At 59.9% G+C, this 13,610-nt stretch carries 14 protein-coding genes; 3 read left to right on the forward strand and 11 right to left on the reverse strand.

All coding sequences use genetic code 11. The annotated features are described in order from the left end of the window. Window positions 1-16 precede the first annotated feature (16 nt). Window positions 17-319 carry a YciI-like protein gene (locus tag ACRWA7_RS10585; protein WP_438392598.1) on the reverse strand — a complete coding sequence of 101 codons (303 nt, stop codon included), beginning with the start codon at window positions 317-319 and terminating at the stop codon, window positions 17-19. A 394-nt stretch (window positions 320-713) separates the two neighbouring features. On the opposite strand from ACRWA7_RS10585, the gene ACRWA7_RS10590 reads away from it, so the two are divergent. Then, window positions 714-1,589, forward strand: coding sequence for a lipid A biosynthesis lauroyl acyltransferase (locus ACRWA7_RS10590; RefSeq protein ID WP_438392599.1), 876 nt, complete (start codon window positions 714-716; stop codon window positions 1,587-1,589). Window positions 1,590-1,623: 34 nt separating this feature from the next. Here the strand turns inward: ACRWA7_RS10590 and ACRWA7_RS10595 are convergent, their stop codons facing one another. Next, entirely contained in the window at window positions 1,624-2,127 is a 504-nt protein-coding gene (locus tag ACRWA7_RS10595) for a hypothetical protein (RefSeq protein ID WP_438392600.1), read from the reverse strand. 227 nt (window positions 2,128-2,354) lie between these two features. Here ACRWA7_RS10595 and ACRWA7_RS10600 point away from each other — a divergent pair, with 227 nt between their 5' ends. Continuing rightward, a complete protein-coding gene (locus ACRWA7_RS10600) occupies window positions 2,355-2,609 on the forward strand; it encodes a GlsB/YeaQ/YmgE family stress response membrane protein (protein ID WP_060856723.1) in 255 nt (84 codons plus the stop codon). A gap of 117 nt (window positions 2,610-2,726) precedes the next feature. Here ACRWA7_RS10600 and ACRWA7_RS10605 read toward each other — a convergent pair whose 3' ends face one another. The 4 genes from ACRWA7_RS10605 to ACRWA7_RS10620 all read right to left on the reverse strand — a co-directional run bounded on the left by ACRWA7_RS10605 (window position 2,727) and on the right by ACRWA7_RS10620 (window position 6,825). Continuing rightward, complete coding sequence (locus ACRWA7_RS10605) at window positions 2,727-3,953, reverse strand: ROK family transcriptional regulator (RefSeq protein WP_438392601.1); 1,227 nt, start codon at window positions 3,951-3,953, stop codon at window positions 2,727-2,729. A 5-nt stretch (window positions 3,954-3,958) separates the two neighbouring features. Further along, the gene (locus ACRWA7_RS10610) at window positions 3,959-4,741 is read right to left on the reverse strand and encodes an ATP-binding cassette domain-containing protein (protein WP_060856724.1); all 783 of its coding nucleotides are present in this window, start codon (window positions 4,739-4,741) and stop codon (window positions 3,959-3,961) included. A gap of 13 nt (window positions 4,742-4,754) precedes the next feature. Beyond that, window positions 4,755-5,741: an ABC transporter permease gene (locus tag ACRWA7_RS10615; protein ID WP_438392602.1), complete on the reverse strand. Its 987-nt coding sequence runs from the start codon at window positions 5,739-5,741 to the stop codon at window positions 4,755-4,757. Between the two features lie 88 nt (window positions 5,742-5,829). Beyond that, window positions 5,830-6,825, reverse strand: a complete 996-nt coding sequence (locus ACRWA7_RS10620) for a sugar ABC transporter substrate-binding protein (protein WP_438392603.1) — start codon at window positions 6,823-6,825, stop codon at window positions 5,830-5,832. Window positions 6,826-7,163: 338 nt separating this feature from the next. Here ACRWA7_RS10620 and ACRWA7_RS10625 point away from each other — a divergent pair, with 338 nt between their 5' ends. Further along, entirely contained in the window at window positions 7,164-7,373 is a 210-nt protein-coding gene (locus ACRWA7_RS10625) for a hypothetical protein (protein ID WP_060856727.1), read from the forward strand. 12 nt (window positions 7,374-7,385) lie between these two features. Here ACRWA7_RS10625 and ACRWA7_RS10630 read toward each other — a convergent pair whose 3' ends face one another. From ACRWA7_RS10630 to ACRWA7_RS10650, 5 genes are all read right to left on the reverse strand, one after another. Then, window positions 7,386-9,104: a putative bifunctional diguanylate cyclase/phosphodiesterase gene (locus ACRWA7_RS10630; RefSeq protein ID WP_438392604.1), complete on the reverse strand. Its 1,719-nt coding sequence runs from the start codon at window positions 9,102-9,104 to the stop codon at window positions 7,386-7,388. Between the two features lie 24 nt (window positions 9,105-9,128). Then, window positions 9,129-10,349 carry a 7TM diverse intracellular signaling domain-containing protein gene (locus tag ACRWA7_RS10635; RefSeq protein WP_438392605.1) on the reverse strand — a complete coding sequence of 407 codons (1,221 nt, stop codon included), beginning with the start codon at window positions 10,347-10,349 and terminating at the stop codon, window positions 9,129-9,131. Between the two features lie 140 nt (window positions 10,350-10,489). After that, on the reverse strand, window positions 10,490-11,281 hold the full coding sequence (locus ACRWA7_RS10640; RefSeq protein WP_438392606.1) for a hypothetical protein: 792 nt from the start codon (window positions 11,279-11,281) through the stop codon (window positions 10,490-10,492). Window positions 11,282-11,839: 558 nt separating this feature from the next. Continuing rightward, the gene (locus tag ACRWA7_RS10645; protein WP_060856729.1) at window positions 11,840-12,262 is read right to left on the reverse strand and encodes a hypothetical protein; all 423 of its coding nucleotides are present in this window, start codon (window positions 12,260-12,262) and stop codon (window positions 11,840-11,842) included. 143 nt (window positions 12,263-12,405) lie between these two features. Beyond that, window positions 12,406-13,482, reverse strand: coding sequence for an alpha/beta fold hydrolase (locus ACRWA7_RS10650; RefSeq protein ID WP_438392607.1), 1,077 nt, complete (start codon window positions 13,480-13,482; stop codon window positions 12,406-12,408). Window positions 13,483-13,610 lie beyond the last annotated feature (128 nt).

Here is a 13,610-nt window from a genome sequence, read left to right on the forward strand (position 1 = left end):
CGGCACGTGCAGGCGCTCATGCTGGCCGTATCGGCTGAGCCGCCTGCTCGCCCACCACCGTGTTCCACTTGCGCACTTCCCAGCGCGTGACCAATCCCTCGGTCACATACGGATCGGCCCGTGCGAATGCTTCAGGCACGGCGGCCGAATCCGCATCGAAGAGCAGCATCGCGCGATCCACGGGCGCCTCCAGCGCGCCACCCAGCAGCAATTCCCCACGCCCGACCGCCGCCCAGGCATACGTCAGATGACGCTCGCGGAACGCCGCCCGCCGCGCCATATAGTCATCGCTCAATTCATAAATCAAAAGCAGATGCATACGCTTGTCTCCGTTTAGAGGCCGACTGTGGGCTGTCTGTGGGCAGCCTGTGGGCCGTTGAAACTCGCAACGGGATCTTCCCGAAGCAACTTTGGAAAATGAAGAAACTGCGTCCGCCACGCCGGGTGTGCGATCATGGCGACGTTTCAGACGCGTCATGTCCGCACGCTCGTGCACATCAAGCTGCGGCGCACGGGCTCGCCATGCCACGAGCGGATGATCCAGTTGCCCCTGCTTGCGCGTTTTAAGCGTTCTTTCCATTTTCCTCGCGGACCCTCGCCGCGCCTGCTTTTGCCATAACTCCTCTTCGGCATCCGGCTACAGGCCGATCGCCGGAGTTCAACCTCACCCGGCGCTCATCACATTGGTTTGCCGCCCGTCTCAAAGGGCCAACTTGAACAATCTCGGTTTTGCGCTCGTCGTAGCGCTGCTGCGCGCACTCGCGCGGCTACCTTATGGCTTGGTCGCGCGCGTGGGCAGCGTACTCGGAGCGCTGCTTTATTACATTCCTAGCCGTCGAAAACATATTGTGCAAGTCAATCTGCAATTGTGTTTTCCAGGCAAGACCGCAGCCGAATACAAACTCCTTGGGCGTTCACATTTTCGTCACGTTGTGCGCAGTTATGTAGAGCGCGGCGTGCAATGGTTCGGAACGGCCAATGCCATCGAAAAGCTGGTCAAACTCGAAAGCCACATCGATCTGGACGACGAAAACGCCCCGCCCACCATTTTCATGGGTTTTCATTTCGTCGCCATTGAAGTGGGCTGCATGCTGTATTCCATGAAACTGCCCATCACCGCGCTCTATACGCCCATGTCCAGCAAGAAGCTGAACACGCTCGCAATCGAACAGCGCGGCCGCTTCGGCGCCGACATGGTGATGCGTGCCGACAGCGCGCGACGCATTCTCAAGCTGCTGCGCGGCGGCGGATCGGTCATGCTGGCAGCGGACATGGACCACGGCATCGAAAACTCGGTGTTCGTGCCGTTTTTCGGCGTGCCGGCGTGCACGCTCACGTCGGTGTCGAGGCTTGCACGGCTTGGCCGCGCGCGCGTGGTGCCGTTCGTCACGGAAGTGCTGCCCGGCTACAAAGGCTACAAGATGACGATCTTCGAGCCGCTCGCCGACTATCCGTCAGATAGCGATGAAATCGACGCACGCCGCATGAACGAGTTCCTTGAATCACAAGTAGAGCGTTTTCCGGAACAGTACTACTGGGTGCATCGGCGATTCAAGCATCGGCCCGAGGGCGCGCCGGCTGTGTACTGAGCGACCCGTACGTCTTGCCGCTTATCACGGGCGCTTATTCCGGCTTTCGGAAATCGTTGTCCACCCACGCCTGAGCGCTCGTCTTGCTGAACTTGAATCCTGCCGGGACGCGCACGTGCGCCAGCATCGTGCCGAACATGTCGAGCGCCTTCAGATCCGCGTAGGGATCGTCCTCGTCAGGGACGATATCCAGCGTCACGGTAACGTCTTCTCCGTTCGCGCGAACCGTCACATCCTTATGAAGCATCGCGTGGCGCTGCTGCTCGTGGCGGCGCAATACTTCGGACGCAGTCTTGATCAGCGTGCGAAATGCGTTCGGGTCAAGCGGCTTGGGGTTCTTCTTGTCGCGGCCCATGGTCCACGGACCTGTGAGCGCAGGTTCAGCTTCGCCATCCTTGATCATCTCGACGGCCCAGCCGTCGTCGTCCTCGTTCTTGATCACGCGGGCCGTCCAGCCGTCGTCGCGCCATAGACGCGCCTCGTGAATCGTATTGTCTTCTTCGGCGTGGAGGTCGTGATCTGAATCGGAAACAGTCATGGAGCAGTGTTCTATTTGAGTGGCCGGTTTAATGGCATTAAGACGGTGCGAGGAGAAACAAGAACGCAAGGCGTCGCCGCGCAGTGTCGAATTGACGAATTTTAACTGCAAGAAGCGGCGGCATCGTCGAAAATGCCTGGACGCTGGCCGATCGGTCTACGCAACGGCATCACGTGCCCAGCGCCCGGACAACCCGGGACACTCGCCAACACTTCGGAGGAATCTCTATGCTTTCACTAATCGGCACCATTATCGTCGGGGGCATCATTGGTTTGATCGCCCGTGCGATCAAACCCGGCGACGACAGCATGGGCTGGATCATGACGATCGTGCTCGGCATTGCCGGCTCGCTGATAGCGGGCTATGCAGGCCGCGCGATGGGCTGGTACCAGGAAGGACAACCGGCTGGCTGGATCGCGTCGGTGATCGGCGCAATCATTCTGCTGGTGATTTGGGGATTGGTGACGAAACGCCGGGCCTGACTGACATTTATACGCACTCGCATGCGGCGGAACCTCGCCTGATGCACTCGGCTGAAAAGGCTGTTCCGGCGAAAGCTGGAACAGCCTTTTTTATGCGCAAAATCAGTAACAAAAGCATTAGACACTCAGTCCCGACTTCAGGAACAGCACATGGCGCGGTGCGAAGTGCGCGTAGAGCGGCAAAATCGCGCCGCCCATGGCCCGCGCATCGGCGCCAATCTCGCCTTCCACCAAACGCGGACGCAGCATGCCTTGCCAGTCGAACGCATCGAGCGCGGCGTTCGTACGGCTCAACACCTCGCGCAACAATGCCCGATCAAGCTCGCCGTCGATCACGATGGCGTCAAGGTCGACCAGCGCCGCCGCCGAAGCAATCGCCGATGCCAGCGCGGGACACGCATCCCGAAGCCACGCATCGCACAGCGGCCACAATTGCGCCGAGAGCGCGCGCTGATCATGCGCGGCCGCAGCGGGAAATCCGGCTTCCGTGAAGCGCTTCTCGAGCACGTAGACAGACGCGACGTTCAGCAACTGCGGCGCGCCTTCGGACCTGAGCGGAAACGATCCGACCGCACCCGCATTGCCCTTTGGCCCGGCATGCAGGCGGCCATCGATCACGAGACCACCGCCAATAAAGGTACCAATAAACACATACAGGAAATCGCGCAATCCGCGTCCTTGTCCCATTAACAGTTCGGCGGCGCATGCAGCGGTCGTGTCCTTCGCGAACTCCACGGGCAACGCCGTGAGCGCCTGGACGCGTGCGCGAATATCGATCTCATTCCACGCGGCGAAGACCTCGGGCGGGGTGTCGAAGAAGGTGCGCCATCCGCCCAGCCACAAGGGCGCCGCCACGCCGATACCGACCACCTTGCCGGCGTTATCGGCGAGCGCGTTTATCATCTGATCGAGTTTGCCGGCAAGCAGCTTGAACACCGTGCGCGGATCGGGATATGCATAACCAGTCGTCTCGCGCGCATGCACCTGACCCGCGAAATCCATGGTCAGCACATCAAGACTGCGCCGCCCCACTTTCACGCCGATGGAAAACGCGCCGTCCGCGCGCAGCGAGATCGGCACGGACGGCTGTCCCATGCGCCCCTGTACGCGCGTTCTTGGTTCGCGCGCGAGCAGGCCGTCATCGATCAGACGATCCACGATCAGCGACGCAGTCTGCGAACTCAGGCGCGTCAGCCTCGCGATATCCGATTTGGGCAGCGGCCCATGTACGCGCACCGCCTGCAGCACGATGCGCTCGTTCATTTGCCGCATGCCGGCCGGTCTGGAGGTCGCGCTGGACGCTGTGGTGGACGTCGCGCCGGACGTGGCCGAGGGCGGGCTCATTGCGCTCAGGCAATCGCCTGGACGTCGGCCTGCTTGGCGCCGGTCATGATCGCCACCGCCTCGGACATATGGATGTCGCGCGTATTGACAAGCGCCGCGCGCCGCCCAAGGCGCTGGATATGGATGCGGTCAGCGATCTCGAACACATGCGGCATGTTGTGGCTGATCAGGATCACCGGCAAGCCGCGATCGCGCACGCGCCGGATCAACTCCAGCACCATGTTGGATTCCTTCACGCCGAGCGCGGCCGTGGGTTCGTCGAGGATAACGACATGCCGTGCGAACGCCGCGCTGCGCGCCACCGCAACGCCCTGGCGCTGACCGCCGGAAAGCGTTTCGACCGCCTGTTTCATGGAGCGGATGCCGATCTGCAAGCCTTCCATATGGGCGATGGCTTCCTGCAGCATGCGTCGCTTGTCGATCATCTTGAATACCGAGCCGAGCACGCCCGGACGCTTGAGCTCGCGCCCGAGAAACAGGTTTTCCGCGATGCTCATGGCCGGCGCGACCGCGAGATCCTGGTACACGGTTTCTATGCCTTGCGCGCGGGCATCGAGCGGACTGCGGAAATGGACGGGCTTGCCATCGAGCAGGATCTCACCTTCGTCCGGCACGAGTGCGCCCGAAAGTGCCTTGATCAGCGACGATTTTCCCGCGCCGTTATCGCCGATGACCGCCATGATCTCGCCGGGCAGCAGTTCGAAATCGACGCCGTCGAGCGCGGTGACGGAGCCGTAGCGCTTGATGACGCCGCGCGCTTCCAGGACAAGCTTGCGTGTGTCGTTCATGGCCGTGACTCCTTTAAGCGCGAGGCCGCGCGAGCTTGTCCGCGGCAACCGCGAGAATCACCAGAATGCCGGTGATCAGGATTTGATAAACCGACGACACGCCGATGAGCGTCAGGCCGTTGCGAAACACGCCGACAATCAGCGCACCCAGCAACGTGCCGACAATCGTGCCGCGCCCGCCGAAGAGGCTCGTGCCGCCGAGCACGACCGCCGTGATGGAATCGAGGTTCTCCGTCTGCCCGGCTTGCGGATCGCCCACGCCCGTTCGCGCCACGGACAGCAACGCCGCAATGCCGTAGAAAAATCCCGCGAGCGTGTACACGGTGATCAGGATCTTCTGCGACGAAAGCCCCATCAGCCGCGCTGCTTCGGCGTTGTTTCCAAGCGCGTAGAGATGGCGCCCAGGCACGGTATCGCGCAGTACGAACCACACGACCAGATACATCAGCAGGGTCAGCACCGTGCCATACGTGACTTCCGCGCCGCCGAGATGAAACGCGGTGCCGAAGAACATCATGGCGTCGGGCAGGTTCGTGACGCTCTCGGCATTCGAATAGACCTGCGTCAATGCGAACGCAATGTTGAGCGTGCCAAGCGTCACGATAAACGCCGGCAACTTGATCTTCGTGATCAAGGAACCGTTCAGTAATCCAAATAATGCGCTTGCACCGACGCCGCACAGGATTGCAAGCACGGGCGGTATGCCGAGCGTCACGGCGAACTTGGTCATGATGATGGAGCCGAACGCCATCACCATGCCGCACGACAGGTCAATACCGCCAGTCAGCACGATCAGCGTCTGGCCAATGGCGATCACGGCCACGACCATGGTTTGCTGAAGGATCAGCGAGAGGTTCTGGATCGACAGGAAGCGGTTGCTTTGCCAGATGAAAAACGCGCAGGCGATCACGAGCGCGGCGAGCGGGCCAATGTCCGTGAGTGACGGCAAGCGGTCGGCGAACGCTGTGCGGCTGGCCGTGGGAGAGGTGGATTGCGTCATGATTCGGGACCTCGACAGCGACAAACAAAAGGCGCCGCATGCTGCGCTCAGGCGTTCAGGCACTCAGCACGGCATGCGGCGTGGCAGCTTACTTGTTGCCCCAGCAGTTATCCAGGCCGAACTTCGTGTCCTTGGCCGTGACGCCGTTGGCGGGTTTATCGGTGATGAGCGTCACGCCCGTGTCGTGATAGCCGGTCGCCTTCTTGCCTGTCTTCGCGTAGTCGATACCCGCCTGCACACCTTGCGCCGCCATCACGAGCGGATATTGCTGCGAGGTCGCGGCGAAGTTGCCCGACTTCACATTGCGCACGCCCTCGCAGCCGCCGTCGATAGACACGATCATCACGCCCTTGTCCTTGCCCGCTGCCTTGAGCGCGCGATAAGCACCTGCCGCAGCCGGCTCGTTGATCGTATAGACGAGGTTGATATCCGGCACTTTCTGCAGGCAGTTTTCCATCGCCGTCTGGCCCTTCGATTGATCGCCACGCGTGTCCTGACTGCAGACAATCGACGGATCGCCTTCCTTTACGCCGAAGCCCTGCAGGAAGCCGTTATGACGCAGCACGCCGACCGACACGCCCGGAGCCAGATCGAGCGTCGCGATCTTCGCGGGCTTGCCGCCGAGCGACGCCTTTGCATACTCGCCAATCAGCACGCCCGCCTTGAAGTTATCGGTGGCGAAAAGCGCGTCGGTGGCGTCCTGCGGTTCGGTCGGGGTGTCGAGGGCAATCACGAGAATGCCTGCCGTCCGCGCTTTCTTGAGCGTCGGGACAATGGCCTTGGTGTCGCTTGGCGTAATCAGGATGGCCTTGACGCCGGCCGTGATCATGTTTTCCACAGCGGTGACCTGGCTGGCATTGTCGCCGTCGAACTTGCCGCTGGCGGTGATCAGTTTCACGCCGCCTTTGGTGGCGGCCTCTTCGGCGCCCTGCTTCATCTTGACGAAGAACGGATTCGTTTCGGTCTTGGTAATCAGCCCGATGGCGATCTGGTCCGCGGCCAAAGCGACGCCTGAACCGAGAATCGATGCAACGGCCAAGCCAAGGAAAGACGCACGGACGGCGGCACGCCGAAGATTTTTCATGTCTCGCTCCACTGTTTTTATGGACCGGCGCTTTCCGGGAGAGAAGCGCTTGAGGTCCGTTTGTCGACTAAATCAATTGACTTTATTTAGTACAGCAGCGGTGGATGGACAAGTCAAGAAAAGCCGCTTGATGACTGAAGTGCGCCGCAACATGAACCACGGAAAATAAATCCAGGTATTCGCACGCGCGTTGTAAAGGCCGATTGTTGCGGCGCGTCTACGGATAAACACCAAGCAGGAGGAAGAAACAGGAAACATGGCAAATTGAATTGTTTTCCGGAATTTTCTCCGGTTATGGTTTACCAGCATTTTTATCAACCATATGGGTGTCACGCATCATGAGCGCACTTGAAGCCCTTCACGCCGTTGTTACGAGCGAAGATTCGCCGCAGATCATTCGCGACCACGTTGTCGACGCGTTGCAATTTGCCTTGCGCAACAAGCCGGGCTTTTTCACGACGAAGGAAGTGCAATGGCTCGCGCAGTGGGATGACACGCGTATCCCGATTGCGGCGACGAAGATATTGAAAGAGATGAAGACGGACTAAGCAAAGTACGCCTTAGTGCAGCCCGGCCTTGTCGACAAGATCAAACGAAAACGCCAGCGCCTTGTCGCCGGCAATCCGGTCGATAAACTCGATCACGTCCGGGTCTTTCACGAAACTGGCGGCGGAAACCGCGCCAAGAATTGCGCCGCTTTCCTGCGGTTTGGCGATCAGGAAACCCTGCACATAATCAACGCCGATGTCCTTTAGCGCGCGCAGCGTATCGATATCCTCGACCCATTCCGCCACGCTGCGCATCCCAAGATTGCGGGCCAGCGCAACAATCGCCTCGACAATGGCGATATCGGCCGGATGCGCGCACATCGTGCGGATAAACTCGCCGTCTATCTTGAGGGCATCGGCGGAAAGATCCTTGAGATACTTGAACGACGTGTATCCCGCCCCGAAGTCGTCGAGCGCGATCTTGCCACCCAGATCATGCACCCGCGCGATAAACCGCTGCGTATTGCCAAGATCGTGCAACGCGACACTCTCGGTAATCTCAAGACACAGGTAAGGCACCACATGCCGGTAACGTGCGAACAGCGCGAAGGCATCGTCCATGAACTGCTCGTCGTTCAGCGACCCGCCACTCAGATTCACGCAGATAAACCGCGTATTCCGAAGCGAAGCCTGATGCTTCTCGATCCATTCGAGCAGCGTGGTGATCACCCATTTGTCGATGGCTGCAATATTCCCCGACTCTTCGGCCGCCACGATCACCTTACCCGCGGGCAGCGTCGCGCCGTCGGGCGCGCGCATGCGCAACAGCACTTCGAAATTCAGCGACTCGGTCGGCGCGGTAAGCGACATGATCGGCTGCATCACGAGGAATAATCCGGGCGGCAGTCGATTGCGTCCCAGCGTTTCCACAAGCTTCAGTTCCTCTGCGCGTTCCTCGAACGCCGCCGCACCTTTGCGATACGTCACCATTCTTACGTTGGAGCTTTTCTTGGCCTCGCGGCAGGCACGATCCGCGTGCGAAAGCGCATCCTGCACGCGCACGCCCGTCGAGCATTCGACCAGTCCAACGGACGCCTTGACCTGGAACGCGCGATTGCCAACCTGATACGGCGTGTCGCTCAACGCGCTCATCAATTGCTGGCAACAGTCGACGGCTTCGTCTATCGACATGCCGCTCATCACGCATACGAATTCGTCGCCGCCGATGCGTCCGAACGGAAAAGCCGTTCCAAACAGCGCACGGGTACGCGCCGCGACCTGCTTGAGGACTTCGTCGCCGGCGCGATGCCCGAAGAGATCGTTCACGAGCTTGAAACGATCGAGATCCACATAAGCAAGCGCCCACGACGACGCCTCTTCGCTTTGCGCTGCAATCGCCTTCTCCACACCACGCCGGTTGAGCGAGCCCGTGAGCGGATCGTGCGCAACCAGAAAGCGCAAGCGCTCGATAGCCTTCGAGCGCTCCGTCACGTCCTGCAGCGAGCCCTCGATCCAGCCGTTCGAGCGCGTGGCCTTCAACAGGAAGCGCCGTTCGCCGTTGCCGCGCGAGTGCGCACCGCCCATTTCAAGTTCGCCCTCGCTGCCCTTCGACGCCAGCGCCTGCAGCGCCCCCCACGCGCCCGATTCGAAGTAATCGTTCCAGTGCCGCACCTTGTACTCGGATTTCTGCAACGCGAGCATGGAACGCAGCGCGGGGTTGGCGCGCACGAAGTGACCGGCGGTATCGAGGGTAAACAAGCCGATGGGCGTCACGTCGTACGTGTTGCGCAATTCCGTCTGCGCTTGCCGGCGACGCTAGCGCTCCGCCCGCATTTGTTCGGCGATGGCGAACGCCGCCATCATGCTCGACGACAACGCCGCCATCACGGTATTCACGCCTCCGACCAGCAGCTTGATGCCGAACGCCGCGCCCATTACTTCGGAGAATGTGGCGAACAGCACGATCGCAAGCGACCCGACATACCACAACACAGTGCGCGAACGCGTAATCCACACCAGCCGCGCAAGCAGGAAAATCAATACGAATACGCCAAAGCCCGTGATTACCCAAAGCGTTGGAATAAATCGCGAATAAGGAAGCGCGATGGCCGCGCCTAACAGCACAAGTCCGACGTACTGGATGATCCTCAGCAGCCATCTATAGCCGATCGCCTTCAGTTCGCGGCGAAACAGCGAGGCGAACAACGCGGCTGTCAGCAGGTAATACGCGGCGAATGTCAGTTGCCGCAGGCTTTGCATGTACTCGGGCGGAATGACGCGCCCGAGCCATTGCATGTCCCATCCCATTGCGTTGGCGCAAAGCCGCAAATTACCGACCAGCCAGACAGCGAAGATCACGTAGGTCCATTCGCGGTTGATCATCGCCGTGACGAAAACAAACACGGCTAGCGTCAGCAAGCCGCCCGCAATCAACCCCGAGCTTTCCTCGAAGTCGAGCGCCGCATTGCGCAACGCCGGACCGTTCCAGGCGAGCGCCGTGATCTGCGCCGGGCCGGAGAACGTGCCACGGCACAGCACGCTCACGGATTGAACCAGGTGGCCGAGATGCAATGAGAATCCGGCCTTGACCGGCGCGAGCTCATTGGTCGTGCTCAGCCGGTTGGCGGTCCCCAGCGATTGCAGGCTCGACGCCACCCAGCACGACAGCGTTTGCGCGTGCCGGGAAGGAAGTTCCGCATAAGTGGACTGTTCCGAACTCATGCTGGGAACGGTGAATTCAAACCAGAAGGGTTCTTCCGACAGTCGGGTATTGAAGCGATTAGTGGTCACGGCGCCAGGCATACGCTGCAACGCCGAAGCCGGATCGAGCGTGCCGCCCGGATCCTTCACCACGTGCAGGGGCAACGTGAGCCCGCCCTTCGAATCGAATTGCTGCGTGCCCCAGATCAGGGTTGCGACGGTGCCGAGAGCGATAAGAGTGGGAACAATATAAACGGCGAACGCGTACAGGAACCGATCGATATTCGACCCGGTAAATCCGGACTTGGCCCGCGAAAATAAGGCACCCAACGCCATACCTGGATTTCCCCCGTAATGCATGACGTGCATGACGCAAGCCGCGAAAGTAGTGGCGAAACAACGTTATTAACTACCCGGTTGAATCGCCACCACCTTCTCCTGTGACCTCGGCAGTCAGGCCGACAAGCTATCTTTTATTACCTGCCAAAGCTAAGTTGCGATGCTTCCGGGCATCGTACCGGTTCCGGACGGAAAGATAAATCCGGCATCTCCAGATTGAGATCCGGATGATCGGTGTGAACCATGAACCTGAATAACGGATGTTTCGCTTCCTGCCAACGGCGGCGCGCCGCCATGACGTCCTTGGCAAGCACCCGGTGCGGTAATCCGCCAACATGCGCCATTGGCAGGAATTCCCTTTCACCGAATACGTCCTCAAACAGCATCGCTTCATATTCACGGTCGAGCGGCGCACGCGCCGTGATAACCATATAATCGACAAGCTGCTGCTCGCAATAAAGCCACAGTGCCTTGCAGAGCATTACTTTAACGACCCGCCCAATACCACCGCCCGCCACACCCAGCCGTGTCGCTTCGGCGAGCCGGCTGGCAGCCAGCCATTCAGGCAGACGCACGGATTGTTCCACAGCCAGGGGCGTATATTCATTCGTTTGAATACGCATTGTGCCAACCGGCGCGCCATCGAGTTTCGACTCCGCGAGAAGCACTGCCACGCCTGCATCGCGATCGCACTCTTCAATGCCAAGCTTGGCGGCGAAGGACGGCAAATGCCGCGCATAGGCAAGGCGCCGGATATCGACGACTTTCTCGAGATCGGCGCTTTCTCGAACTATCCGAATAGTAAATGGCATGGATTCGCGCTTTCTGAGCGTTTCTACCGCACACTCCAGCGTTTCTAACCCGGCGCGTTGGTCCATAAGGCGACCGCATAAAATGCTGCTTTGGTCCGCATGATCGAGCTTTTCCATTTTTGTTACCCCAATTTGTGGCGAGAAGGAGGATGCCGCGATGCGCTTGACTTTATGCAAGCCACATGCACGACGATTTAAGTCTCGCCTAAAGGCAATTGACGGGGTACGGGATGGTTGTTAAAACTTTGAAGAAATCTAAAAAAACGACATTCCTAATGCTTTTCAGGTTTTATCCGTAGTTTTAACTCGATTAATTTCGTATTATGAAAATCTATTCGGAGATACGGCGGAATTCAGGGATTATTGGGAATTCGGGTTAAGTGTTCTTGGCCGGGACATGCACCCGCAACGTGCGTGTTTATATAAAGCAGCTGTGCTTTGTGTTCAGAAAAAGCATATTCGAGTTTTGCAGCGGGCAAATGAAAACAGGAAAAAATGACTGAAATCGGCGGCGACAGTATTTTATTCCAGTCTATTTCGCTACGGCGTGTTATTGCAGGTTAGAGGCATATTGGAAATCGTTTCCAACTCTTGAATAAAGCGCGGGCGCCATTGGGCATTGTGGTCACGTCCAGCGGATGTCCTGACATCCGCTGGCGAAATTCCGGGTGCGCTTCAGTCTTCGTCGTCCAGCCAGGGAATGTCCACGTCGGTGATGAATGCGACCATTGCGAGCGGACGTCCTTCCTGACGGCCGATCTTGCCGTCCGCCCGCTGCCATTCGCAGCGCAGGACGGTTGCTGGCGTGTCGGCCATCAGCGTGACCGTGCGCAACTCGTCAGGGTCCGCGTCTTCCACTGGACCGTCCAGCGACACCAGGAGCTGTTGCGGCCACATGCCATCGACCGGGTCGTAGATCTTGTCGCCGTCGTGGATCACCACAAACGCTTCCACGCCAATCGTTGCCGATGCCTCCACAATCATCTTGCCAAGCGCGCGCAGCACAGCGGTCGCGCGGCCAGAGTTGGCCTGACGGATGGCAAGGTCGCCGCGAGTCAGCGCCTGCTCCAGTTTCGGGTTGGTTTTCTGTTGGGCCATCGGGTTGCCTCCGTAACTTGATTACCGTTCGACGGGTACGGCCCGCCGAGAGTTGCAAGGCCGGATCGTACCATTGCCGTCCCAAATTTACCGCTTGGCGCCCCTCGTGCGGGACTTGTCGAAGCGCCGCAAACTCTTGTCCATCAACCTGCGGCCAGTGCGCGCGCAAGAAATTCGCCGCCTGCCTTGAGGGCGGTCACATTGCCGGGTTCAAAGGTCCAGTGGCCGGCTGCATCGACTATTGAAAGCTGGGCGCGAGGCCAAGCGTCGGCGAGCGCGAGCGCCTGATCCGCGGGACACACCATGTCGAAGCGGCCATGCACGAGCACGCACGGCAGATGCGCGATCCTGCCGATGCGAGGCAACAACGGCTCGGGCGGCAGCTCATGCGCCATGTAGTGATGTTCGAGCAGCGACATGGAGATGGCAGCAGCGTTGGATTCGCGCGTCTCCTCGGGCGATGCCTGGGGCCGGGCCGGCTCAGTGCCGGCGGCTTCGGCAGCGTCGGCTTTCGCTTCGCCGGCTTTGGTCGCCACAGGCTTGTTCACCACCGACAGCGTGGCTTCATATCCGGACCATGCTCGTGCGAGCTTGATGCCGGCTTCGTCGAAACGGGCGAGCGGCGCGCCGGTCAGCGACAGGATTTCAGCCGCGTTGAGCGGGTACTCGCCGCTCGCGGCTTCGATTGCATCGAGAAACTTGCGATGTGCGTCGGGAAACACACGCTGCACGTCCCACAGGAACCAGTCGATATCCTGCCGGCGAGCGAGGAAAATCCCGCGCAGCAAGAAGGCCCGGCAGCGCTCCGGATGCGTCACGCCGTAGCTCAGCGCGAGCGTCGTGCCCCACGAGCCGCCGAACAATGCCCACTTTTCGATGCCGAGCAACACCCGCAGCTTTTCCATGTCGCTGACGAGTTCCTTCGTGCCGTTATGTTCCAGCTTGCCAAAGGGTGTGGACTTTCCGCAACCGCGCTGGTCGAAGAAGACCATCCGCCACTTCGATGCATCCAGCACGTCTCCCCACTTCAGGTTCATGGCGCCACCCGGGCCGCCATGCACGATCAGCATCACGGGCGCGTCCTTCGGGCCTTGCGCGCGCCAATAGATCGAATGTCCATCGCCCACATCGAGCATGCCTTCGTCGAAAGCCGGCGTCTGTGCAGCCGATAAATCTTCCGGAACCGGGGTCTTTACTTCGTTGCCTGCATCGTCCGTCATTGGAACTCCGTTGAAGAGAGATCAAGCGCCTCCCTGTATCTGACTGTGTGTCTGCACGAGTGACCGCGCCGCCCTGCCGGATTTTGGAATCAGGACACGGATCGCCGCACACGCTATCCTTCGGGTTT

Origin of the sequence: Caballeronia sp. DA-9 (assembly GCF_051615025.1) — a bacterium.
Classification (GTDB): Bacteria; Pseudomonadota; Gammaproteobacteria; order Burkholderiales; family Burkholderiaceae; genus Caballeronia; species Caballeronia sordidicola.

Bases quoted from the DNA above. Each gene is read 5' to 3' on its own strand.
- ACRWA7_RS10585 (WP_438392598.1), bottom strand. From the start codon at position 319: ATGCATCTGCTTTTGATTTATGAATTGAGCGATGACTATATGGCGCGG.
- ACRWA7_RS10595 (WP_438392600.1), bottom strand. From the start codon at position 2,127: ATGACTGTTTCCGATTCAGATCACGACCTCCACGCCGAAGAAGACAAT.
- ACRWA7_RS10600 (WP_060856723.1), top strand. From the start codon at position 2,355: ATGCTTTCACTAATCGGCACCATTATCGTCGGGGGCATCATTGGTTTG.
- ACRWA7_RS10605 (WP_438392601.1), bottom strand. From the start codon at position 3,953: ATGAGCCCGCCCTCGGCCACGTCCGGCGCGACGTCCACCACAGCGTCC.
- ACRWA7_RS10610 (WP_060856724.1), bottom strand. From the start codon at position 4,741: ATGAACGACACACGCAAGCTTGTCCTGGAAGCGCGCGGCGTCATCAAG.
- ACRWA7_RS10615 (WP_438392602.1), bottom strand. From the start codon at position 5,741: ATGACGCAATCCACCTCTCCCACGGCCAGCCGCACAGCGTTCGCCGAC.
- ACRWA7_RS10620 (WP_438392603.1), bottom strand. From the start codon at position 6,825: ATGAAAAATCTTCGGCGTGCCGCCGTCCGTGCGTCTTTCCTTGGCTTG.
- ACRWA7_RS10625 (WP_060856727.1), top strand. From the start codon at position 7,164: ATGAGCGCACTTGAAGCCCTTCACGCCGTTGTTACGAGCGAAGATTCG.
- ACRWA7_RS10635 (WP_438392605.1), bottom strand. From the start codon at position 10,349: ATGGCGTTGGGTGCCTTATTTTCGCGGGCCAAGTCCGGATTTACCGGG.
- ACRWA7_RS10640 (WP_438392606.1), bottom strand. From the start codon at position 11,281: ATGGAAAAGCTCGATCATGCGGACCAAAGCAGCATTTTATGCGGTCGC.
- ACRWA7_RS10645 (WP_060856729.1), bottom strand. From the start codon at position 12,262: ATGGCCCAACAGAAAACCAACCCGAAACTGGAGCAGGCGCTGACTCGC.
- ACRWA7_RS10650 (WP_438392607.1), bottom strand. From the start codon at position 13,482: ATGACGGACGATGCAGGCAACGAAGTAAAGACCCCGGTTCCGGAAGAT.